The organism is Mycobacterium neglectum, assembly GCF_002591975.1.
Lineage (GTDB): Bacteria > Actinomycetota > Actinomycetes > Mycobacteriales > Mycobacteriaceae > Mycobacterium > Mycobacterium neglectum.
The window spans coordinates 38,577-58,346 of record NZ_NVQE01000027.1; the positions used below are offsets into that span (position 1 = coordinate 38,577).

Here is a 19,770-nt window from a genome sequence, read left to right on the forward strand (position 1 = left end):
GCAGATCGGGATGACGATGCCGGTGATGGAGCCGAACCTGGACGCGGCGACGCTCCAGGCGTGGGCACGGACGATCGACGACGGACCTTTTTCGTCGCTGTGCTGGGGTGAACGCATTGCGTTCGGCAACCCCGACTCCCTGACGCTGCTGGGTGCGTTGGCGGCGTGGACCGATCGGGTGCGTTTGGTGACGACCGTCGTGGTTCCGCAGCTACATGACCCCGTCATGCTCGCCAAGGCGCTGGCCACCGGTGACATGCTCAGCAGCGGTCGGCTCACCGTCGGCCTGGGTGTCGGAGGCAGGCACGAGGATTACAACGCCGTCGGCGCGGACATCGCGACCCAGACGATGCGCGGGATGGCCGACAGCGTCGCGGTAATGCAGCGCATCTGGGCGGGGGAGAAGGTGACCGAGTCCGTCATTCCGGTCGGGCCGCCGCCGCTGCAGGCCGGCGGGCCGCAACTGCTGGTGGGAACCATCGGACCCAAGACCGTGCGCAGTGCCGCCGCGTGGGCCGACGGTTTGGCCGGTATGACGTTGGACCTGGACGTCGAGAAGGAGAACGCCCTGTTCGACGTGGCGCGGACGTCATGGGCGCAGGCGGGCAAGCAGCGTCCGCACCTGGCCACGTCCTTCTGGTTCGCAATCGGCGACGGGGACGACGCACGGGCGCAGGTCCACGCGCATCTGCGCCGCTACATGAACTGGATTCCGGCCGAGATCGTCGACGCGATGGCACCCACCACCGGGTGGGCCGGAACCGAGGCTGAGCTGCTCGAGGTACTGCGTGGATTCCAAGCGATCGGCGCCGACGAGATCCATTTGATCCCAACCAGTTCGGACATCGATCAGGTCCGCCGGGTTGCCGACGTGGTCAAGGAGCTTCAGAGACCGTCGTAGACCTTCTTGTAATACGACGACAGCGAACGCGACCCGATGAACCGCATCATGGTGACAGCCAGCAGGCCCCTGATGCTCTTCGACGTCTGTTGCCACACCCCGTGCACCACGCTGCCGCCGTCGCGGTGTGCCGCGGTGAGCGACATGAAACCCCCCGCTTCGAGGGCGTCGCTTTCGGTGATCGTCAGAATCACCGCGTTCGGCTCCGACCAGTCGTAGTGCCATTTCGCCCACAGTTTCGGGAAGTCCTGGCCCTCGCGGATGTCGGCGTCGGTATCGCCGACCCGATACACCTCGAATGCGTCAACAGACGACGCCGGCCATCGGTGGGGACGGTTCGGAGAGAAATCCGTCATGAGCTCGACGACCTGTTCCGGCGTCGCGGTTGTCACGAAATCGAACTCGAACCTGGTGCGCACGCGCCGAACGTATCAGTAGTGCCGTGGCAAGCTGAATAGATGACAACCCATCCGCTGCCGCCGATCGTTTCGCGTTCCGATTGGGAGAAAGCACGCGCCGAATTGCTGCTCCGCGAAAAGGAACTGACGAGGCTCAAGGACTCCGTCAGCGCTGCCCGGCGCCGCCTTCCGATGGTCGAGGTCACCGAGTCATACACCTTCGATTCCGAGCAGGGTGCGGTGACGTTGCTCGATCTGTTCGACGGGCGCAGGCAAGTGATCGTGCAGCACTTCATGTTCGGCAGCGATTGGGCGCAAGGGTGTGACGGGTGTTCGATGATGGCCGAACACATCGGACCGCTGTCGCACCTGCACGCGAAAGACACCTCATTCGTGCTGGTTTCGCGCGCCGCGCTGCCCAAGCTGCTCGCGTTCCGTGACCGGATGGGCTGGCGGCTTCCGTGGGTGTCGTCGTCGGGCACGACCTTCAACGAGGACTTCGGTGTGACGGTCGACGGTGAGGAGCTCCAGTCGGTGAGCGTGTTCCTGCGCGACGGGGACAGGGTGTTCCATACGTGGCAGACGTTCAGCCGAGGCGAAGAGCCGTTCATGGTGGTCTTCGACCTACTCGATCTCACGCCGTACGGGCGGCAGGAGACGTGGGAGGAGTCACCGGCTGGGTGGCCGCAACAACCGCCCTACGAATGGATGCGGTTGGCCGACGCCTATGAAATCAGCTAGCTACGTAGCGTGAAACCCGCATCGAGCGGCCATGACGTGCCCGTGATGAACTGACCGGCATCTGAGACGAGCCACGCCACCGCCCCCGCGACGTCCTCCGGCTCCAGCAGTGGGATGGGTAGCGCGTTCTGCTGGGCGAGAAGCCAGGGATCGTTGGCGCCTGCGAGCGCCATCGTCGCCTCGTTGATGATCATTGGGGTGGCGACACCGCTGGGGTGGATGGTGTTGACGCGGATCGAGTGCGGTGCAAGCTGCAGCGCCCAGCCCTGCATCAGAGCGACCAGGGCGCGTTTCGATGCGGCGTAGGCCTGCAGGCCGGCGCGATCGGTGCCCGATGCCTTGATGCCCTGGGTCGAGCTCGTCAGCACGATCGACCCACCGCGGCCACCGGAGATCAGCGCCGGAATCGCGGCGTCGACGGTGTTCCAGGCGCCGACGAGGTTCACCTCGACGATGTCTCTGAATGTCTGCCGTGAGTGTTCGCAGTCGGTCACCCGGATGATGCCCGCATTGGCAAGGACGATGTCGATGCGGCCGAATTCTGCCAATCCGTCGGCCACCACCGCGTCCATCGCGTCGGCGTCCCGGACGTCGGCCTCGCGCGCCACGATCCGGCGCCCCCGCGACTCGACCAGCCTTGCCGTTTCGGAAAGGTCCGCTGCGGTCGCGCCCGGATAGTCGGTCGATTCGAAGTCGGCACAGATGTCGATGGCAATGACGTCTGCACCCTCGCCGGCGAGTTTGATCGCGTGCGCACGGCCCATCCCACGGGCGGCTCCGGTGATGAGGGCGACCTTGCCCTCGAGGCTGGCCACCATCACTCCTTCGGGAAGTTGACGTCTTTGGTGACGGATTCCCATTCGTCGATGGAGGCGGAGAACGCGGCTAGCTTGTCGCGCACGGCTTTGAGCACGTCGCGCCCAAGAAGGAGTCGCAACGGTGGGTCGTCGAGATCCGTCACCATGAGAACGGCCTCGGCGACCTTGCGTGGATCACCCGGTAGGTGATTGGCGAACTCCTTGATCATCGTCTTGCGGGCGCCGACGTTCTCGTCGTAATCGCCGATCGGAGTGGAGGATTCCCACATCGAGCGGGCGGCCCAATCGGTGCGGAAAGCGCCGGGCTCGATAGCGGTGACCTTGATGCCGAACGACTTCACCTCCTGCGCCAACGCTTCGGTCACTGCTTCAAGCGCGAACTTCGTCGACGAGTAGTACGCATTCGGCGGGTTGGCGACCAGGCCTGTCATCGACGAAATGTTCACGATGTGCCCCGACTGGCGGTCACGCATCTGGGGGAGTACTGCCTTGATCGTGTCGACCACACCGAAGTAATTGGTGTCGAACAGCTTACGGACTTTGTCGTCCTCACCCTCTTCGATCGCGGACAGGTAACCGTTGCCCGCGTTGTTGACCAGAACGTCGATTCCACCGAACGCGTCCTCGGCCGCCTGGACCGCCGAGGTGATCTGGCCCTTGTCGGTGACGTCCAATGCGACCACGGTGGCGCGGTCACCGTACGCGTCGGCGAAATCGGCCACCGTCTCGGTCCGCCGCGCGGTGACCACGACGGAGTGGCCCGCTTCCAGAGCGGCCCTGGCGATTTCTCGTCCGATTCCCGTCGAGCATCCGGTAATCAACCAGCGGCCCATGTCAATTCGTCCCTTCGGGCAGTCGGCGTAGATAAGCCGCTCGGCGATCGGCCAGTTCGGCGCCCCGTTCCGCTGTGGACACCCGGCGCAGCGACGGTACCTCCTTCTCGAGGTCGTCGAGCTTCACCACACGTCCACTAGCACCGAGATCCTCCTTGGGACCGTCACCGCCGAACTCGGCCATGCGCAGCGTCAGGATGGCTTCGTGCAGACCATCGGAGTCGATCCAATTCGCGACGCCGGGGTCGGTCGGGGAGATGACGTAGGTGTAGGTGCCGTCCTCATTCGGCACTGACTGCGCCTTGTTGAGGCTGCCCGTTCGGTCGACGATGTCCAGGGTGGTGCCCCAAATATTGCTCAGCGGCACCGTGAAGTATTCGGCACCGCCGTCGCTGACGTCGACCACGAACGCCTCGCCGGGATTCAACTCGAAGCGGCCCATCACGTACACCTGGTTGCGCATCGCGCCGACACGATCGGCCGACCACGCGAGGTTGAAGTTGTTGGGCGCCATCTTGTAAACCCCGTGGCTGAGCTTGCCGGTGAAGTCGGCGAAGTACGCCATCATCGCCGCGGTGGCGTCTGCCTGTTCGTCGAGTGTGCGCGGCGGTGTCCTGGGCTCCGCGCCGAGTCGCCGTACGGCCAGATGATTCGCGTCATCGCGGTCCCAGTTGAGCAGCACATCGCGGATGTAGAACTCGTGCGCCTCCTGCGTTGTCTGCACATGGTTTGGCCGCCCGTCAGCGGGGTCCGGATCGACTGAGATCACAAACGAGCCGTCGCTGTCGACCTGCATCGTGCGGCCGTTCAGGACCGCGACGGTACCCATGTTGGCATCCCACAGCGTGAAGTAATTCTCCGTCATCCGGTTGGGGCCGACACGACCGTGAATCTCATAGCGCTCGTCTCCGGAGATGGGAATCACCCGATAGACACTGTCGGGATTGTCGATACCCCAACGTGATCCCGGGATGGGACGATTTGCGACGGGGTGCCCGATCCGGGTGATGCAGCTGACTTTCGGTCGGAGTTTGTCTTGATTGGAAGACCACACCGCTGCCGAGAACATCACCTCGGCGAACGCATCGTCGAACCGTTCGCGCATCGCGTCTGAAGCCTTGGCTCGACTGAGCCACTTCTCAGCGACGCTGCGGTACGCGGCCTTGACGGTGGGGTGGTTGGTCAGGTCCAGTGCGGCCAGTTCCTGTTCGTGTTGCGACGCCGTCGCCACCGGGTCGCCCGTGAAATCTGGCATCAATTCCTCCTCGAAGTGGCCGCGGCGCGGAAACGAGAGTTGTATTCGGCGAACCGTTGGTCGATCTCTCGGTCGTCAAGCCCGAAATCTGTTGCCGCGTACGGCGGGCGAGCGGTTTCGCGCGGACGCTCGGCCAGCCAGCGGCGCATCGCCGATTCGGCGTCGGACGTCAGCGTCAATCCGATCGCGTCGTAGACCCGGGCCACCTGTCCGATCGGATCGGCGACCGCGTCGGTGAACTCGATGTCGGTGTAGCGCTGGAACTCGTCGCTCCAACCCGAGCGCGAAGCCATTGCACGGTCATTGGTCCAGCCCATCCGTTGCAGCCACTGGGCCCCGATTCGATGGCGATCCACCTCATCGGAGTGCATCGCGTGCAGCGTCGCGTTGAGGCTGGCGCCCGATGGGATCGTCTGCTTCGGATCGCGATGCATGTGCACCACATGCAGATCGGGGAACTGGTGCCGCAGGGAATCCAGATACCCCAGGTGCGCAGGGGATTTGAGCACCCACCGACACACCGGCCCCGCCGGCCCCGCGGTCAGGCCGCGTTGGCGCTTCTGCCACTGGAGGAATTGCAACATTCTGTGCAGGTAGGCGTATGCCGGTGCGAAGTCCTGTCCGTCAATCCACTCGCGGTACCTGGGCACCTGCGCACCCGACTCGGGCACATGCGACAAGAACGCATCCGACAGAAAGACGATCTCCTCTTCGGGCTCGCGGGCATACATCGGGTGGATGGCGAACAACTCCGGGGCGAGTTCACGCGATGTCGCTTCACGCTTCTCGCTAACGGCGATCCGCGGGTCCTCTTCGGCGGACCAGTCGTAGTCGAGCCGAGGGGCGACCTCGACGACCTCCCACCCGTATGCACAATGAAAGCGGTTGTCGGCGGCAAGAAGTCGTTGCAGCAGCGTGGTACCGCTGCGCATCATGCCGACCACCACGATCGGCGCGGTGATGACCTCCGCAGCGATCTCCGGATGGCGCCGTATCCACTCCTGCGCGCGTAGCCTCATCCGCAGGCTGTGCACGAGGCCCGATCGCAGGATGTGCGCACCGATGTCGTTCAGATCCGCCGAACGGTAGCTCTCTGCCAGTACGGTCAGCGGCTCCTCGAACGGTAGCGGGCCCCAGTCGTCAAGGCCCTCCTTCTGCTGCGCTGTCGTCGCGAGACCGGTCGCGTCGAAGGAATTGTTCACCGGGTCAGAACTTCAGGTGGTGGCTGGTATCGCCGAGTTGGTCGACGTACATGATGCGGGTGTCGAACCACCAGATGCCGTCGATTCTGTGAAAGGTGTCGCGGTAATGGCCGGTCACGATGATCTGGAGCGGCAGGTCATTTGTCGCCTGCGTGACGCAGTAGTAGGCGCTACCGCGCGCGGTTCCGGTGGCCTCGTCGACCTCGAGGCGCACATTCGTGGTGAAATGCTTGGTCTTTGGTGTGCCGTCCTCGTAGAGGCGCGTTGCCATCTCGTACATCTGGCGGACCCCGGAAGTGCCGGCGAAGACGGTTTCCGGCGGCCCGTCCTCCATGCCGCAGATCCGTCCGTGTGCGAACAGAGCGGCGACACCGTCGAGGTCGCCTGCGTCCAGACGCTCGGCATAGGTGTACACGAGATTCTCGATCTCGCGGGCGCCGTCGCTCATCGGCGGTAGACAACCAGTCCGAAAGTGTCATGTCAACGTTTGCCCTCACTCGGCCCCTGACTATGTTCGACAGCGTGACATCGAATTGGGCGCCGAGCCGACTCGGCGATTTGAGCGGTAAGCGCATCATCGTCACCGGCGCCACCAACGGTGTGGGTCTGGGGACGGCGCGAGCGTTGGCCCGCGCCGGTGCGCACGTGATTCTGGCCGTCCGCAACCTCGACCTTGGCGCGCAGCGCGCGGCGGAGATCGGCGGCGACACCGCGGTCGTCAAGCTCGACCTCGCCGACCAGTCGTCGGTGCGGGCGTTTCCCGATCTGTTCACCGGCGACGTGGACATCCTGATCAACAACGCCGGCATGGTCGCGCAGAAGCGAAGTGACACCGTCGACGGCTACGAGATGACGATGGGCACGAACTTTCTTGGCCCGTTCGCGTTGACCAACCTGCTGTTCGAGCGGGTGCGTTCGAAGATCATCAACGTCGGCTCCGATGCGCACAAGTCGGCCTCGATCGCCCTCGATGATCCACACCTCCGCTCGCTGAAGTGGTCTTCATTTCCGGCATACGCACGCTCGAAGCTGGCCGTCATGTTGTGGGGCTTGGAGTTGGACCGCCGCTTGCGCGAGGCGGGTTCGCCGGTGACGTCGTTCCTGACGCATCCGGGCTGGGTCGCGTCGAATCTGCCCAACATTTCCGACACCAGGCTCATGTCGGGATTCCACTCGGTGGTGACCTCCGTGGCGAACGTGGTCGGCAATGACATCGACGCCGGCGCCGCGCCAACGCTGTACTGCATCAGCGAGCCGATTGCGCCGGGTAGTTACGTGGGCATCGACGGAAGGTTCGGGTTCAAGGGCGGTCCGACGCTCAGTGGCCGCAAAGCGAATGCCTGTGACTTCGCCGACGCCCGGAAGCTCTGGGAATTCGCCGAGAAGGAGACGGGCACCGCCCTGCCCGTCTAGCCAAAATCGCCGCGCGAGGGATTTTCAGCGTTTCAGGCCGACGATCGTCAGCAGTTGCGGACGGCGCAGTGCGAGTCCGACCCACATCAGCACGCCGACATACACCGCGAACAACACGTGAGTGAACAGCGGGGCTTCCATTCGCATATTCGCGGTCACCGCTCCGCCGAGGTAGGCCGTGATGCCAAGGGCCCCCAGCACAGCCGTGCGCGGAATCGCGTAGACCAACACACACAGCGCCAACACGACGCCCATGACCAGCGCCTGGCCAACCGGGAAACCGAGTGCCTGTGTGCCGTCCTTGACCTGCTGGACGCCCGCGAGCTTGCCGACCGCGTCGAACACCAGGAACGCCCCGACGAGCGCGCTGATGGCAACGCCGATCCTTTGGCTCCGGCGAGTCGCCGCAGGCTCCGGTGAGATGCCGGCGGGGTTTGTGTGATGAGAGGCGACGGTCATAGGGAGAACTCCTTGGTCGAAGGCTGCTGTCGAATGGGCAGACTGACAAGGACCGCAAAAATCATCACCTCGACAGACGCCGCCTGTTCAGCGCACCGTCGCCGCGACGGCAGCCACCTCATCGCGTTCGTAGCGAGGGGCTCTCGACAACAGGAAGACGTAAAGCAGATCCAGGATCAGGATCTCGACGTAGATCACCAACCAGAGGACATTTCCCGGGTCGTACAAGTACTGCGAGAGGGCGGCGGTCACGGTGCCCAGCAGCTTTCCCCACGCGATCCACATGCTCTGGCCGCGGCGGTCACCACGACGCAGAAGCATGCTCAGGAACAGCACCGACATGACCAGGTTGTCGATGTATGCCGTGTAGACCGAGCCGTCCTCGCGCCCGAACACCGACACCGTGGCGACCATCATGGGCGCCACCATCGCGAAGGTGAAGACGAACATTGGCCAGAAGTACGACTCGGGAAGGTTTTTCGGGTAGTCGGAGCGCCAGTACTTCACGAAGATCGCGAGGATCGCGACGTCGGCGGCGAACCAGATCGCGTTGATGGATTCCTGCATGATCCCGCCGATCGACGGATAGACGAAGGTGAACAGGAACTCCCAGGTGATGTTCATCGCCAGGGCGAGAAACGGCATCGCGTACGTACGGTCGAGCAGGCCACGCCGTATCACGCATGCGTACGTGAAAATCCAAAAAATGCCGCTGGCAAGTCCGAGCGCGTCGATCAGGGACATCAGGGCCAACTTTCCGCGGTATGTAGATACAGACTAGTAGTCTGTATCTACATGAGATGGCGGAATCGCTGATGACGAGACGCACCCAGGCACAACGCCGTGCCGCGACCCGCGCCGCCATCCTCACCGCGGCCCGCGAATTGTTCGCCGAGCACGGTTATCACGGGTGCAGCATCGACACGATCCTGATCCGCGCCGAATCCAGCAAGGGCGCCTTCTACCACCACTTCCGCGATAAGGCCGCGGTACTTGAGGCCCTGCTCACCGAGTTCGAGGAAGAGGGCGTGCGGCGGGCCAAGCAATGGAGCGCCGGAATCACCTCACCGCTGGAAATCATTCGGGTCTCGGCACACAACCTGTTGGCCTGGTGCACGGACCCCTATGTCCGCCAGGTCGTGCTGACGGACGCGCTGTCGGTACTCGGATTCGTTCGGTGGCATCAGATCGACGATCGCTACACCCTCGAGGTCCTCGACCGGTTGTTGCAACGCGGTATCGAGATCGGTGACGTACGCCCGTTGCCGTCGACCCGCATGATGGCGCGGTTGATCAACGCTGCGACAAATGAGGCGGCGCTGTTTGTCGCGAATGCCGTCGATGTCGATGCGGCGCGGGACGAGGCGAGTGCCGGCATCGACGACCTGATCATGTCGATCGCCGACACCGGGTGATTGCGCCACAACCTCTGTCCGATAGGGGCGTTGCCAGTTTCTATGGCAGAGCAATCAATGCGTTGCGCCTAAAGCTGAACAAGATTCGGCAATCAGAACAAGACCGATGAAGAAACGGTCGCCTTACCGAAAGAACGCCCCGGCGAATTTCGCCGGGGCGTTAGTTCAGAATTCGGAATGTGAGTCAGCTCACCTTCGACTCGTACTCCGGGCAAAACGCTCCCGTCGCCGCTCCGATGAGGAACGCGGCGTCGTCGGGGCTGAGATTGCTGGTAAGTGAGGCGACCTCTTGTTCGAACGTGGCGCCGCTCGCCCAGTCCTGGCAGACGCCCTTGCCCGCCGCGACCATGTTGTCTGGGGTGGCACCTGGCCAGGTGACGCCCTGCTCGGTCAGTGCCCCGACGAACGCATCTTCGGGACTCGCGGCCGCAAGCGGCGCGCAGATCAAGGCCGCCGCAGACAAGCCGGCAGCTACGGATCCGGCGATCTTCAGGGAATGCTTCATGGTCGTTCTTTCTCTAAAGGGTGCTTAGGTAACGCGAATCGTTACATAACGAATCGTTACATGGCGCCGAGACCGGCCGGGCGAATTTGAAGAAACTGATCTGCATGGCCGTTGGGCGAATTGTCGGCTCAGCGCGGCGTATGAATTTCCGTCAAGAAAGTAGTAACCCGCGGCGGGCGAAATGGTGGGCTGAATCCAATGGCGTGGGTGGGCGCTCGCCTGCGGCTACGCTGACAAACATGGCTGAGTCGATGGCCGCGAAGCGGGCCGCAAACGCTGTCGCGAATTTTCTTGCGGCTCAGCGGTATACGCGTTCAGAGATATTCGCCGATCCGTGTCCGGTGCCCGACCAGGCGGGTGCCCACGGTTGGTGGTTCCGCGAAATCCCCGGGGACATCGATATCTCGGGCTGCGAACAGCGGGACGGCTGGACCCTGCTCTACGTCGGAATCAGCCCCGGTCCGCCGCGGGCCGGGGGTAAGCCGCAGAGCCCGCAGGATCTGCGCAAGCGCATCCGATATCACTTCGGTGCCGGCAATGCGAACGCGGACGGTTCCACGCTGCGCAAGTCGCTCGGCGTTCTGCTCGGCGACCAGCTCGGCTTCGCTCTGCGCCGGATCGGTTCGGGAAAGCGACAGACCTTCGCGGGCGGCGAAGCAGTCCTGACCCAGTGGATGGTCGAGAACGCCGCGGTGTCCTGGGTGCTGCACCCGGAGCCGTGGTATCTGGAATCCAAGCTGATCAGCGCGCTGGATCTCCCGCTGAACTTTCAGGACAACGAACGCAACGGTTTTGCGCCAGAACTCAAGCGGTTACGTCGGTCGGCTGCGGTGAAGGCAGCCAAGATGCGCGTGCTCGCGGAGTGGTCATAGCCCCACAGTCACGACGGTGTGGACGCGATACCAGGACCAACATCGTTGAACGCCGATAAAGATGCTGGCCCGGGGCCTAGAGTTCGTCCACCAGCGTCGAGAAGAGGCAACCTGATGGTTCCAAGATTCTCGGTGTACGCGACCAGCATTTCTATCGTGTCTGCGCTCGGCATTGCGGCGGCCCTCGATACGACGGCTTTCGCCGCCCCGTGGTGTGGAACCGATTCGTTGGGCCTGAGCACCGGAGCGCTCACCACGACCGAGTACGTCAACCAGGATCAGCTCGAGCTGATCCTGACGAACATCTCTCCGCAGTCGTGCACGCTGCAGGGTTATCCCGGTGTGGACCTCGTCGGCCCCGACGTCCCAATGTGGGGTCCGGTCTTCAGCCTCTCGCGACAGAGCGGCGATCCACAGTCTTTCACCCTTGAACCCGGGGCATCGGCCACCAGCATTCTCACGATCGGAGGGCCCTCGCTCCCCGAAGACTATTGGCTGCCCACCACCCTCGTGGTGACCCCACCAGACGCCACAACGCAGCTGCAAATCCCGTGGATTCCCAGTACTGCCGTTCAGCGGCAGGACGGCGCGACGTCGCCTGCCACCTACATCGGGCCACTGCAGCCGTCGGCCTGAATCAAGCTGGAGAGCCCATCGTTCGCGACTGCCTCGGTCTGGAAGCACTCGCTTGTTTCGGCCAGAAACTCGCCGTTTGCGCCGCCCAGAATCGGGTAGTCCCGGCTCAATTAACGATCTTGACAATAGTGCGTTTTCCTGGCAAGAAGTTATACGGAGGCTGAAGGGACTGGTCAGATGTCTGACAAGAACCGCAACGCGAGGCGCCGATCGACACAAATCGCAATGGTGGGCGCCGCCGCCACAACCGCGGTAGCCCTGGCCGCCGTCATGGCTGCGCCCGAGCCGCCGGTAGTCGGGGACGTGAAGCTTGCTGCGGCCGCCAGCCCCTTCAGCACCCAAGGCATGACCAACTGGTCGAGAACCTTCGACAACTCCCTGCTCTTCATGGGTAGCTTCGGCGGTGCCGCGGCGGCGTTCTGGAACCCAATCGCGGGGATGTCGGGCGGCTGGTTGCCCACCTTCACCGCGCGAACCACGCAGCGAGACCTGAGCACCTCCGAAGGCCTTCTCGGTGCGGGGGGCGCAGCGACGAAGCTGAATGTGGTCCCGGGCGTATCGGGGGATGCGACGACCACCATCCTCGCTGCCACCGCGGAAACGGTTAGCCCCGTCCCGGGAACGGGTGACGAGGTGGAGGCTGCCGTCGACACGATCCTGATACCGCTCGCGAGTATCAGGCAAGTGATCGACGCACTCAACGGCCTCAACGATGCTCCGTTGGTGGGCCACCAGCTGGCAGGCATCCCTTCGGTCGAAGATCTGCTCGACGTGCTCGGCCTGACTGCTACTCAGACCACGTTCGAATCGACGTACCAGTGGCCGATATTCGGGCTCGATGGAACGACCCATGTCGGCAACACGTTCATCCAGCTGCCCCGCCAGACCGCAACCACGCTGGCCGCCCGGCTCGGCGAGCGGCTCACGATCGGCGGTCGGCCGGTTTCCGAAGCCGCTCCCGAAGTGCAGCAGGTCGTCGGCAATGCGCTGGCGCCCCTGGACAACATCGTCGCCACTCCGACGGTGACCGCGTGGATACCGGCCGGCTCCAGCACGTTGCACACTCCGATCGGATCGGCAGGCGGGCTGGCGGCGGTGCCGATGGTGGCCGTCGGGCCTGTCGCCGCGTTGTCGGCGGTTCCGCTCCCTGACGGCTTACCCGACACCACCCAGGACACAGCGGTCGTCGTCGCTCCCATCGGCGGGTGGGGCATTGAGTCGCCCTACGGCATAGCGTCGTTCGGCATTCTCACCGCGCCGGGTGTCATCACGCCCGCCGCGACCTTCTTCACTCCACCGGTTCCTGTCAGCTATTCGCGTCTGAGCACCCCGTCCTCCACGTACGTCGGAACCAATGGGGTCAACTACAACAGCGGTGGCACTATCGGCCTGCTGATCACGCCAGTCGGCCTTGTTCCGCTCGTGTACACGCTCGGCTCCTTTAACGCCGGCGCCACCGGATTGGGTTTCGCCGCCCCGTCATTGTTCGGCACCACGCCGCTGCCGCCCGTTCAGGTTGGGACCGCGCCGACGCGCCAATCCGCGGACCCCATCGCCGCAGCGTTGTCGAATCTAGGGGTGCCTGACCAAGGCGAAGCGGTAACCGCTGCGCTCAATTCTCCGGTCAGCACCGCGGTGGAGCCTCTGAGTCCTCAGCTCACCAAGGCGCTCAACGGTTCGTTCGGTCCGGCGGCAAGCGAGATCGCCCGCAGATTAGTCACCCTGACCGAACTGTTGAATCAAGCATCACAGGCGATCCCATCGGCGAGCTTGCCAAACGGGTCCGGCGTGCCGGTGTCGACACCGCCGGCCAACCCCGTGCCGAACGACCTGTTCACAGGCTCTGCGCCCGTCGTGCCGGGCAGGCCCCTCGCAGCCGTCGCCGATATTGCCGACAATGAGGATGTCGTTCTGCCGGACGGCCCGCAACCGAGGAAGCTGCCGCGGCTGGATCTCACATCCAGCACGGACGACCAAGACGATGGCCCTGTCTTCGGTAACCGCACTTCGACCAACGGGTCGCGGACGAATGCGCCGGGCGGGCTTCGCTCGACGGTTCAGAATGCGCCAAAGCGCGTCACCGACACGGTGCGCGGCACCGTCAAGTCGGTCACCGACAAGGTCAGCGACGCGGTCGGCAGCCTTGGCAAGGACGGTGACGAGGGCTGAGCCCAGGCTGGTCTCCACCCACTGCCAGAAGCGATTTCGAATCATCGTCGTGGCTTGTCATGGACGTGGTGCGTCAGCCGCCGATTCCGTTGTCGAGGCCGAGATGGGTTTGGAAGTACCAAGGGACGCCGACTTGTGCGGCCGTTGCGATCAGCACGAATGCGACAAACGCGGCGAGCCAAACAATTGTGCGCACTCGGGTCCCGATCGGCGAAAATGCGAGCGCCAAGAACAGCAGTCCGAAACCAGCCGCCATCCACGTGATGATCGTCAGAGGGGTGTCTGCCGCTTTCTGGTAGTCGGTGCTGTGTCCATCGGGAAAGCCGAACATGGATACATCCATATACGTCCAGAGGGACAGGCCGAACGCGGCAATCGCGCAGATCACGCAGGCGGCGACGACGAAGGTACGCATCATTCCCTTGCCCGTGCTCTCAGCGATCGGCATCGGATCATCATCGATGGACCGACCACACCTGTTGCGACAACTGAGCTGCGAAGATGCTGGTGCCCCCGGCAGGATTCGAACCTGCGGCCTTCTGCTCCGGAGGCAGACGCTCTATCCCCTGAGCTACGGGGGCGCACATAGGTGAAGCTGCGCCAATGGGCGTCGACAGCCTAACGCATCCACGTGAGCGGAAACGGATTCGGGGCCTGACCATGCCAGACCATAGGATGGACCCTCGTGACCCCCGCCGACCTGGCAGAGCTGCTCAAGACCACCGCGGCCGCGGTGCTCTCCGAGCATGGCCTTGACACCTCAGCGATACCCGCCACAGTCACCGTCGAGCGTCCCCGTAACCCCGACCACGGCGACTACGCCACGAATCTGGCCCTTCAGCTGGGCAAGAAGGTCGGCGCGAACCCGCGGGAGCTGGCCGGCTGGCTCGCCGCCGGGCTGGCGCAGGCGGACGGGATCGCCGCCGCCGACGTCGCCGGCCCGGGCTTCGTCAATCTGCGACTCGATGCCTCGGCCCAGAACGTACTTGTCGCAAACGTGATCGACGCAGGCCAGGCCTACGGTCACTCGGACGAGCTCAACGAGAGCGTCAACCTCGAGTTCGTCTCGGCGAATCCCACCGGGCCCATCCACATCGGCGGCACCCGTTGGGCCGCCGTCGGCGACGCGCTGGGTCGGCTGCTTACGACGCAGGGCGCGCGCGTCGTCCGCGAGTACTACTTCAACGATCACGGCGCCCAGATCGACAGGTTCACCAGCTCGTTGATCGCGGCGGCCAAGGGTGAGCCGACGCCTGACGACGGCTATGCCGGCGACTACATCAAAGACATTGCCGCCCAGGTGCTTGCCAAGGACCCGGACGTGCTCGGCCTGCCCGACGACGCGATGCGGGAAACGTTCCGAGCCATCGGCGTCGACCTGATGTTCACCCACATCAAGGCCTCGCTGCACGAGTTCGGCACCGACTTCGAGGTCTACACCCACGAAGACTCGATGCATACCTCGGGCCGCGTCGACCAGGCGATCGCCAAGCTGCGCAAGGAAGGCAAGGTCTACGAAAAGGACGGCGCAGTCTGGTTGCGCACCACCGACTTCGGCGACGACAAGGACCGCGTCGTCATCAAGAGCGACGGGGCGCCCGCCTACGTCGCCGCCGACATCGCTTACTACCTCGACAAGCGCGAGCGCGGGTTCGACCTGTGTATCTACATGCTCGGCGCCGATCACCACGGCTACATCGCCCGACTCAAGGCGATCGCCTCCTCTCTCGGGGAAGATCCCGCCACCGTCGAGGTGCTGATCGGGCAGATGGTCAACCTTGTCCGCGACGGCCAACCGGTGCGGATGAGTAAGCGTGCGGGCACCGTGATCACGCTCGACGACCTGGTGGACGCGATCGGCGTCGACGCCGCCCGGTACTCGCTCATCCGGTCCTCGGTGGACAGCCCCATCGACATCGACCTCGCGCTGTGGTCGTCGGCTTCCAGCGAAAATCCGGTCTACTACGTGCAATACGCCCACGCCCGGCTCTCGGCACTGGCTCGCAACGCCGCCGAGCTTGGGCTGGCCGCAAGCACAGCGCACCTGGATCTGCTGACACACGAGAAGGAGGGCGTGCTGATCCGCAACATCGGCGAGTTCCCCCGTGTGCTGAAAACCGCGGCGGCATTACGCGAACCGCACCGAGTCTCGCGCTACCTCGAAGACCTCGCCGGCGATTACCACCGGTTCTATGATTCGTGCCGCGTACTGCCGCAAGGCGACGAGGCTGCGAACGACCTGCATTCCGCGCGTCTGGCGCTCTGCGATGCGACTCGCCAGGTCATCGCCAACGGTCTTGGCATTCTGGGCATCACCGCCCCGGAGCGGATGTGATTGCCCACCCGGCGGGCCCCCGGCACGCAGAAGAGATCCACCACGGGGGAGCACCGCCGCGCCCGATGTCCGCAGCCGAGGTCCTGCTGCTCGCGCCGAATGTCTGGCCACGCAACACGGTTCGCGATGACAACGGTGTGGTGTCGATCGCTGGTGTTTCCGTCGCCGACATCGCCGCCGAGTTCGGCACCCCGACGTTCGTGATCGACGAAGACGACTTCCGGTCGCGCTGCCGCGAGATCGCCGCCGCGTTCGGCGGCGGGGAGAACGTGCGCTATGCGGCCAAGGCGTTCATGTGCTCTGAGGTGGCGCGCTGGATCGCCGAAGAAGGGCTATCCCTGGACGTCGCGACGGGTGGGGAGATGGCCGTCGCACTGCACGCGGGCTTCCCCGCCGATCGGATTGCATTGCACGGCAACAACAAGTCGATCGAAGAACTGACCGCTGCCGTCAACGCCCGAATCGAACATGTGGTCGTCGACTCGATGGTCGAGATCGAGCGCCTCGACGAGATCGCTGGAGCGGCGGGGATTGTTCAGGACGTACTGGTGCGCGTCACCGTCGGGGTCGAGGCGCACACCCACGAGTTCATCTCGACCGCTCACGAAGATCAGAAGTTCGGTCTGTCGCTGGCCAGTGGCGCGGCCCTGGGTGCCGTGCGCCGCGTCTTCGCCACCGACCATCTTCGTCTGGTCGGCCTGCACAGCCATATTGGATCGCAGATCTTCGATGTTGCCGGTTTCGAGATCGCCGCGCACCGTGTGATCGGTCTGCTGCGCGACGTGGTCGCCGAATTCGGTGTCGAGAAGACGTCGCAGATGTCGATCGTCGATCTCGGTGGCGGGCTCGGCATTTCGTATCTGCCGCAGGATGATCCGCCGCCGGTTGCCGATCTGGCTGCCAAGCTCAGCGCCATCGTCCGCGACGAGTCGGCGGCGGTCGCGCTGCCCACGCCCAAACTGGTTGTCGAGCCGGGTCGCGCGATCGCCGGCCCGGGCACCATCACGCTCTATCGGGTCGGCACCGTCAAGGATGTGGCCGTCTCATCCGACAGATATCGGCGTTACGTCAGCGTCGACGGCGGTATGAGCGACAACATCCGTACATCGTTGTACGGCGCGGAATACGACGTTCGCCTGATCTCACGGGCCAGCGAAGGCTCGTCGACCTTGGGCCGTGTCGTCGGAAAGCACTGCGAGAGTGGCGATATCGTCGTTCGCGACACCTGGGTGCCCGACGATATCAGGCCGGGTGATCTGCTGGGCGTCGCTGCCACGGGCGCCTACTGCTATTCCATGTCGAGCCGTTACAACCTCATCGGCCGCCCTGCGGTCGTGGCCGTGCGCGACGGGCAAGCCCGCCTGATTCTGCGCCGGGAAACGGTCGACGATCTACTCAGTCTGGAAGTGAGGTAGCAATGAGCACCGAAGATAAGCCCATCGGCGTAGCGGTCTTGGGATTCGGCAACGTGGGCAGTCAGGTCGTCCGCATCATCGAGGAGAGCGCCCAGGACCTGGCCGCCCGAATCGGTGCGCCAATGGTGTTGCGCGGCATCGGGGTGCGCCGAGTGGCCGACGACCGCGGTGTTCCCGTCGACATGCTCACCGACAACATCGACGAACTGGTGTCGCGCGACGATGTCGACATCGTCGTCGAACTGATGGGACCGGTCGAGCCGGCGCGCAAGGCGATTCTGTCCGCCCTGGAGCAGGGCAAGTCCGTCGTCACCGCCAATAAGGCGCTGATGGCCGTCTCGACCGGTGAACTGGCCCAGGCCGCCGAACACGCCCACGTCGACCTGTATTTCGAGGCGGCCGTGGCCGGTGCCATCCCCGTGATCCGCCCGCTGACCCAATCGCTCGCGGGCGACACCGTGATCAGGGTTGCGGGCATCGTGAACGGGACGACGAACTACATCCTCTCCGAGATGGACAGCACGGGCGCTGATTACACCTCGGCGCTGGCCGACGCGAGCGCTCTGGGCTATGCCGAAGCGGACCCGACCGCCGACGTCGAGGGCTACGACGCCGCGGCCAAGGCCGCAATTCTCGCCTCGATCGCATTCCACACCCGTGTCACCGCCGACGACGTGTACCGGGAAGGAATCACGAAGGTCACATCGGCGGACTTCGTCTCGGCGCGCGCACTGGGTTGCACGATCAAACTGCTGGCGATCTGCGAGCGGCTCACCACCGACGAAGGACAGCAGCGGGTTTCGGCTCGCGTCTATCCGGCTCTGGTGCCGCTGACTCACCCCCTCGCGTCGGTCAACGGCGCCTTCAACGCGGTCGTCGTCGAAGCCGAGGCCGCGGGGCGGCTGATGTTCTACGGCCAGGGTGCAGGTGGCGCGCCGACCGCATCCGCGGTGATGGGCGACCTCGTCATGGCCGCGCGTAACCGGGTGCAGGGTGGGCGAGGCCCGCGCGAGTCGAAGTACGCGAAGCTGCCGATCTCGCCCATCGGGTTCATCCCCACCCGGTACTACGTGAGCATGAATGTCGCCGACCGGCCCGGTGTCCTGTCCTCTGTCGCAGCCGAATTCGGCAAGCGCGAGGTCAGTATCGCCGAGGTGCGCCAAGAGGGCATGGTCGACCAAGAAGGCCAGAGGTGCGGTGCGCGCATCGTCGTCGTCACGCACCAGGCCACCGATGCCGCCCTTTCTGAAACCGTTGAGGCGCTGGATGACCTCGATGCTGTGGAGGGCATCAACAGCGTGCTTCGCCTGGAAGGGACTACCGAATGAGCACTACGGCCGTTCATCAGCCGTGGCCCGGGTTGATCGCCGCGTATCGCGATCGGCTCCCCGTCGAAGACAGCTGGACCCCGATCACGCTGCGCGAGGGCGGCACTCCGCTGCTGCCGGCACCTCGGCTGTCCGAGTACACCGGCTGCACGGTGCATTTGAAGGTCGAAGGCCTCAACCCGACGGGTTCGTTCAAGGACCGCGGCATGACGATGGCGGTAACCGAGGCCGTCGCCCGCGGTCAGCAAGCCGTGCTCTGTGCGTCGACCGGCAACACCTCGGCGTCGGCCGCTGCGTACGCCGCCCGGGCGGGCATCACCTGCGCGGTGCTCGTGCCGCAGGGCAAGATCGCGATGGGCAAGCTGGCCCAGGCGGTCATGCACGGCGCGAAGATTATTCAGATCGACGGCAACTTCGACGACTGCCTGGAGTTGGCCCGCAAGCTCACCGCCGACTATCCGACCGTATCCCTGGTCAACTCGGTCAACCCGTTCCGCATCGAGGGGCAGAAGACCGCGGCGTTCGAGATCGTCGACGCCCTCGGCGTCGCGCCCGACGTGCATTCGTTGCCCGTGGGAAATGCGGGCAACATCACCGCGTACTGGAAGGGCTACACCGAGTATCACCGCGACGGACTCTCCGACCGATTGCCGCGCATGCTCGGTACTCAGGCCGCAGGTGCCGCGCCGCTCGTGTTGGGTGAGCCGGTGAGTGAGCCCGAGACGATCGCCACCGCGATCCGGATCGGCTCACCCGCGTCGTGGACGACGGCGGTCGAGGCGCAGCAGCAGTCCGACGGCCGCTTCCTCGCTGCCACCGACGAGGAGATTCTCGCCGCATATCACCTGGTGGCACGCACCGAGGGCGTCTTCGTGGAGCCCGCCTCGGCGGCCAGCATCGCCGGACTACTCAAGTCGATCGAGGACGGTTGGATCCCCAAGGGGTCGACCGTCGTGTGTACGGTCACGGGCAACGGCCTCAAGGACCCCGACACGGCGCTGAAAGGCATGCCGGCCGTCACTGCGCTACCGGTCGACCCGTCAGCCGTCGCCGAGCAGTTGGGTTTGGTCTAGCG

General features: G+C 64.5%; 21 protein-coding genes and 1 tRNA gene. 11 read left to right on the forward strand and 11 right to left on the reverse strand.

Going from position 1 to position 19,770, the window contains the following annotated elements; translation table 11 throughout:
* Positions 1-10: 10 nt before the first annotated feature.
* Complete coding sequence (locus tag CSQ99_RS20095; protein ID WP_099040813.1) at positions 11-901, forward strand: LLM class flavin-dependent oxidoreductase; 891 nt, start codon at positions 11-13, stop codon at positions 899-901.
* Here CSQ99_RS20095 and CSQ99_RS20100 read toward each other — a convergent pair.
* On the reverse strand, positions 886-1,320 hold the full coding sequence (locus tag CSQ99_RS20100) for a hypothetical protein (protein ID WP_099040774.1): 435 nt from the start codon (positions 1,318-1,320) through the stop codon (positions 886-888). The genes CSQ99_RS20095 and CSQ99_RS20100 overlap by 16 nt on opposite strands.
* Positions 1,321-1,359: 39 nt before the next feature.
* Here CSQ99_RS20100 and CSQ99_RS20105 point away from each other — a divergent pair, with 39 nt between their 5' ends.
* Positions 1,360-2,040, forward strand: a complete 681-nt coding sequence (locus CSQ99_RS20105; protein ID WP_099040775.1) for a DUF899 domain-containing protein — start codon at positions 1,360-1,362, stop codon at positions 2,038-2,040.
* On the opposite strand, the gene CSQ99_RS20110 is transcribed toward CSQ99_RS20105, so the two are convergent.
* The 5 genes from CSQ99_RS20110 to CSQ99_RS20130 are packed head-to-tail and all read right to left on the reverse strand — an operon-like array spanning position 2,037 to position 6,596.
* Positions 2,037-2,858 carry a mycofactocin-coupled SDR family oxidoreductase gene (locus tag CSQ99_RS20110; protein ID WP_099040776.1) on the reverse strand — a complete coding sequence of 274 codons (822 nt, stop codon included), beginning with the start codon at positions 2,856-2,858 and terminating at the stop codon, positions 2,037-2,039. The two genes, CSQ99_RS20105 and CSQ99_RS20110, sit on opposite strands and share 4 nt — an antisense overlap.
* A complete protein-coding gene (locus CSQ99_RS20115) occupies positions 2,858-3,691 on the reverse strand; it encodes an oxidoreductase (protein WP_099040777.1) in 834 nt (277 codons plus the stop codon). Before CSQ99_RS20115 ends, CSQ99_RS20110 begins: the two co-directional genes overlap by 1 nt.
* Before the next feature lies 1 nt (position 3,692).
* On the reverse strand, positions 3,693-4,946 hold the full coding sequence (locus tag CSQ99_RS20120) for a DUF1214 domain-containing protein (protein WP_099040778.1): 1,254 nt from the start codon (positions 4,944-4,946) through the stop codon (positions 3,693-3,695).
* Entirely contained in the window at positions 4,946-6,148 is a 1,203-nt protein-coding gene (locus tag CSQ99_RS20125; RefSeq protein WP_099040779.1) for a sulfotransferase family protein, read from the reverse strand. The genes CSQ99_RS20120 and CSQ99_RS20125 overlap by 1 nt, the downstream gene beginning before the upstream one ends.
* 4 nt (positions 6,149-6,152) lie before the next feature.
* The gene (locus CSQ99_RS20130; RefSeq protein WP_099040780.1) at positions 6,153-6,596 is read right to left on the reverse strand and encodes a nuclear transport factor 2 family protein; all 444 of its coding nucleotides are present in this window, start codon (positions 6,594-6,596) and stop codon (positions 6,153-6,155) included.
* Between the two features lie 74 nt (positions 6,597-6,670).
* Here CSQ99_RS20130 and CSQ99_RS20135 point away from each other — a divergent pair, with 74 nt between their 5' ends.
* The gene (locus tag CSQ99_RS20135; protein WP_099040814.1) at positions 6,671-7,561 is read left to right on the forward strand and encodes an SDR family NAD(P)-dependent oxidoreductase; all 891 of its coding nucleotides are present in this window, start codon (positions 6,671-6,673) and stop codon (positions 7,559-7,561) included.
* A gap of 24 nt (positions 7,562-7,585) precedes the next feature.
* Here the strand turns inward: CSQ99_RS20135 and CSQ99_RS20140 are convergent, their stop codons facing one another.
* Both CSQ99_RS20140 and CSQ99_RS20145 read right to left on the reverse strand, forming a co-directional pair.
* Positions 7,586-8,020 (reverse strand): DoxX family protein, encoded by a 435-nt coding sequence (locus tag CSQ99_RS20140; protein ID WP_099040781.1) that lies wholly within the window; start codon positions 8,018-8,020, stop codon positions 7,586-7,588.
* A gap of 87 nt (positions 8,021-8,107) precedes the next feature.
* Positions 8,108-8,764 carry a transmembrane-type terpene cyclase gene (locus CSQ99_RS20145; RefSeq protein ID WP_099040782.1) on the reverse strand — a complete coding sequence of 219 codons (657 nt, stop codon included), beginning with the start codon at positions 8,762-8,764 and terminating at the stop codon, positions 8,108-8,110.
* Positions 8,765-8,835: 71 nt separating this feature from the next.
* Between CSQ99_RS20145 and CSQ99_RS20150 the strand changes: the two genes are divergently transcribed.
* On the forward strand, positions 8,836-9,435 hold the full coding sequence (locus tag CSQ99_RS20150; protein ID WP_245909004.1) for a TetR/AcrR family transcriptional regulator: 600 nt from the start codon (positions 8,836-8,838) through the stop codon (positions 9,433-9,435).
* A gap of 184 nt (positions 9,436-9,619) precedes the next feature.
* Here the strand turns inward: CSQ99_RS20150 and CSQ99_RS20155 are convergent, their stop codons facing one another.
* Positions 9,620-9,940: a DUF732 domain-containing protein gene (locus CSQ99_RS20155; RefSeq protein ID WP_099040784.1), complete on the reverse strand. Its 321-nt coding sequence runs from the start codon at positions 9,938-9,940 to the stop codon at positions 9,620-9,622.
* 239 nt (positions 9,941-10,179) lie between these two features.
* Here CSQ99_RS20155 and CSQ99_RS20160 point away from each other — a divergent pair, with 239 nt between their 5' ends.
* The 3 genes from CSQ99_RS20160 (at position 10,180) to CSQ99_RS20170 (ending at position 13,617) form a co-directional block, all read left to right on the forward strand.
* Positions 10,180-10,812 (forward strand): GIY-YIG nuclease family protein, encoded by a 633-nt coding sequence (locus CSQ99_RS20160; protein ID WP_099040785.1) that lies wholly within the window; start codon positions 10,180-10,182, stop codon positions 10,810-10,812.
* Positions 10,813-10,968: 156 nt separating this feature from the next.
* Entirely contained in the window at positions 10,969-11,448 is a 480-nt protein-coding gene (locus CSQ99_RS20165; protein WP_245909005.1) for a DUF4232 domain-containing protein, read from the forward strand.
* A gap of 177 nt (positions 11,449-11,625) precedes the next feature.
* Positions 11,626-13,617: a hypothetical protein gene (locus CSQ99_RS20170; RefSeq protein WP_141562706.1), complete on the forward strand. Its 1,992-nt coding sequence runs from the start codon at positions 11,626-11,628 to the stop codon at positions 13,615-13,617.
* Between the two features lie 73 nt (positions 13,618-13,690).
* Here CSQ99_RS20170 and CSQ99_RS20175 read toward each other — a convergent pair whose 3' ends face one another.
* Both CSQ99_RS20175 and CSQ99_RS20180 read right to left on the reverse strand, forming a co-directional pair.
* Positions 13,691-14,065 carry a hypothetical protein gene (locus tag CSQ99_RS20175; protein WP_245909006.1) on the reverse strand — a complete coding sequence of 125 codons (375 nt, stop codon included), beginning with the start codon at positions 14,063-14,065 and terminating at the stop codon, positions 13,691-13,693.
* Between the two features lie 57 nt (positions 14,066-14,122).
* Positions 14,123-14,198, reverse strand: a tRNA-Arg gene (locus CSQ99_RS20180).
* Positions 14,199-14,302: 104 nt separating this feature from the next.
* Between CSQ99_RS20180 and argS the strand changes: the two genes are divergently transcribed.
* From argS to thrC, 4 genes are all read left to right on the forward strand, one after another.
* Positions 14,303-15,952, forward strand: a complete 1,650-nt coding sequence (gene argS / locus CSQ99_RS20185; protein WP_099040788.1) for an arginine--tRNA ligase — start codon at positions 14,303-14,305, stop codon at positions 15,950-15,952.
* Positions 15,953-16,017: 65 nt separating this feature from the next.
* Entirely contained in the window at positions 16,018-17,367 is a 1,350-nt protein-coding gene (gene lysA / locus CSQ99_RS20190; RefSeq protein ID WP_176561111.1) for a diaminopimelate decarboxylase, read from the forward strand.
* A gap of 2 nt (positions 17,368-17,369) precedes the next feature.
* Positions 17,370-18,695: a homoserine dehydrogenase gene (locus CSQ99_RS20195; protein WP_099040790.1), complete on the forward strand. Its 1,326-nt coding sequence runs from the start codon at positions 17,370-17,372 to the stop codon at positions 18,693-18,695.
* Entirely contained in the window at positions 18,692-19,768 is a 1,077-nt protein-coding gene (thrC, locus tag CSQ99_RS20200) for a threonine synthase (protein WP_099040791.1), read from the forward strand. Before CSQ99_RS20195 ends, thrC begins: the two co-directional genes overlap by 4 nt.
* The last annotated feature ends 2 nt before the right edge of the window (positions 19,769-19,770 follow it).

What these genes read in the sequence shown, in the direction of transcription:
- CSQ99_RS20095 (WP_099040813.1), top strand. Translation starts at nt 11, where the DNA reads ATGACGATGCCGGTGATGGAGCCGAACCTGGACGCGGCGACGCTCCAG.
- CSQ99_RS20105 (WP_099040775.1), top strand. Translation starts at nt 1,360, where the DNA reads ATGACAACCCATCCGCTGCCGCCGATCGTTTCGCGTTCCGATTGGGAG.
- CSQ99_RS20110 (WP_099040776.1), bottom strand. Translation starts at nt 2,858, where the DNA reads ATGGTGGCCAGCCTCGAGGGCAAGGTCGCCCTCATCACCGGAGCCGCC.
- CSQ99_RS20115 (WP_099040777.1), bottom strand. Translation starts at nt 3,691, where the DNA reads ATGGGCCGCTGGTTGATTACCGGATGCTCGACGGGAATCGGACGAGAA.
- CSQ99_RS20120 (WP_099040778.1), bottom strand. Translation starts at nt 4,946, where the DNA reads ATGCCAGATTTCACGGGCGACCCGGTGGCGACGGCGTCGCAACACGAA.
- CSQ99_RS20130 (WP_099040780.1), bottom strand. Translation starts at nt 6,596, where the DNA reads ATGAGCGACGGCGCCCGCGAGATCGAGAATCTCGTGTACACCTATGCC.
- CSQ99_RS20140 (WP_099040781.1), bottom strand. Translation starts at nt 8,020, where the DNA reads ATGACCGTCGCCTCTCATCACACAAACCCCGCCGGCATCTCACCGGAG.
- CSQ99_RS20145 (WP_099040782.1), bottom strand. Translation starts at nt 8,764, where the DNA reads ATGTCCCTGATCGACGCGCTCGGACTTGCCAGCGGCATTTTTTGGATT.
- CSQ99_RS20150 (WP_245909004.1), top strand. Translation starts at nt 8,836, where the DNA reads ATGACGAGACGCACCCAGGCACAACGCCGTGCCGCGACCCGCGCCGCC.
- CSQ99_RS20155 (WP_099040784.1), bottom strand. Translation starts at nt 9,940, where the DNA reads ATGAAGCATTCCCTGAAGATCGCCGGATCCGTAGCTGCCGGCTTGTCT.
- CSQ99_RS20160 (WP_099040785.1), top strand. Translation starts at nt 10,180, where the DNA reads ATGGCTGAGTCGATGGCCGCGAAGCGGGCCGCAAACGCTGTCGCGAAT.
- CSQ99_RS20170 (WP_141562706.1), top strand. Translation starts at nt 11,626, where the DNA reads ATGTCTGACAAGAACCGCAACGCGAGGCGCCGATCGACACAAATCGCA.
- CSQ99_RS20175 (WP_245909006.1), bottom strand. Translation starts at nt 14,065, where the DNA reads ATGCCGATCGCTGAGAGCACGGGCAAGGGAATGATGCGTACCTTCGTC.
- lysA (WP_176561111.1), top strand. Translation starts at nt 16,018, where the DNA reads ATGTCCGCAGCCGAGGTCCTGCTGCTCGCGCCGAATGTCTGGCCACGC.
- CSQ99_RS20195 (WP_099040790.1), top strand. Translation starts at nt 17,370, where the DNA reads ATGAGCACCGAAGATAAGCCCATCGGCGTAGCGGTCTTGGGATTCGGC.
- thrC (WP_099040791.1), top strand. Translation starts at nt 18,692, where the DNA reads ATGAGCACTACGGCCGTTCATCAGCCGTGGCCCGGGTTGATCGCCGCG.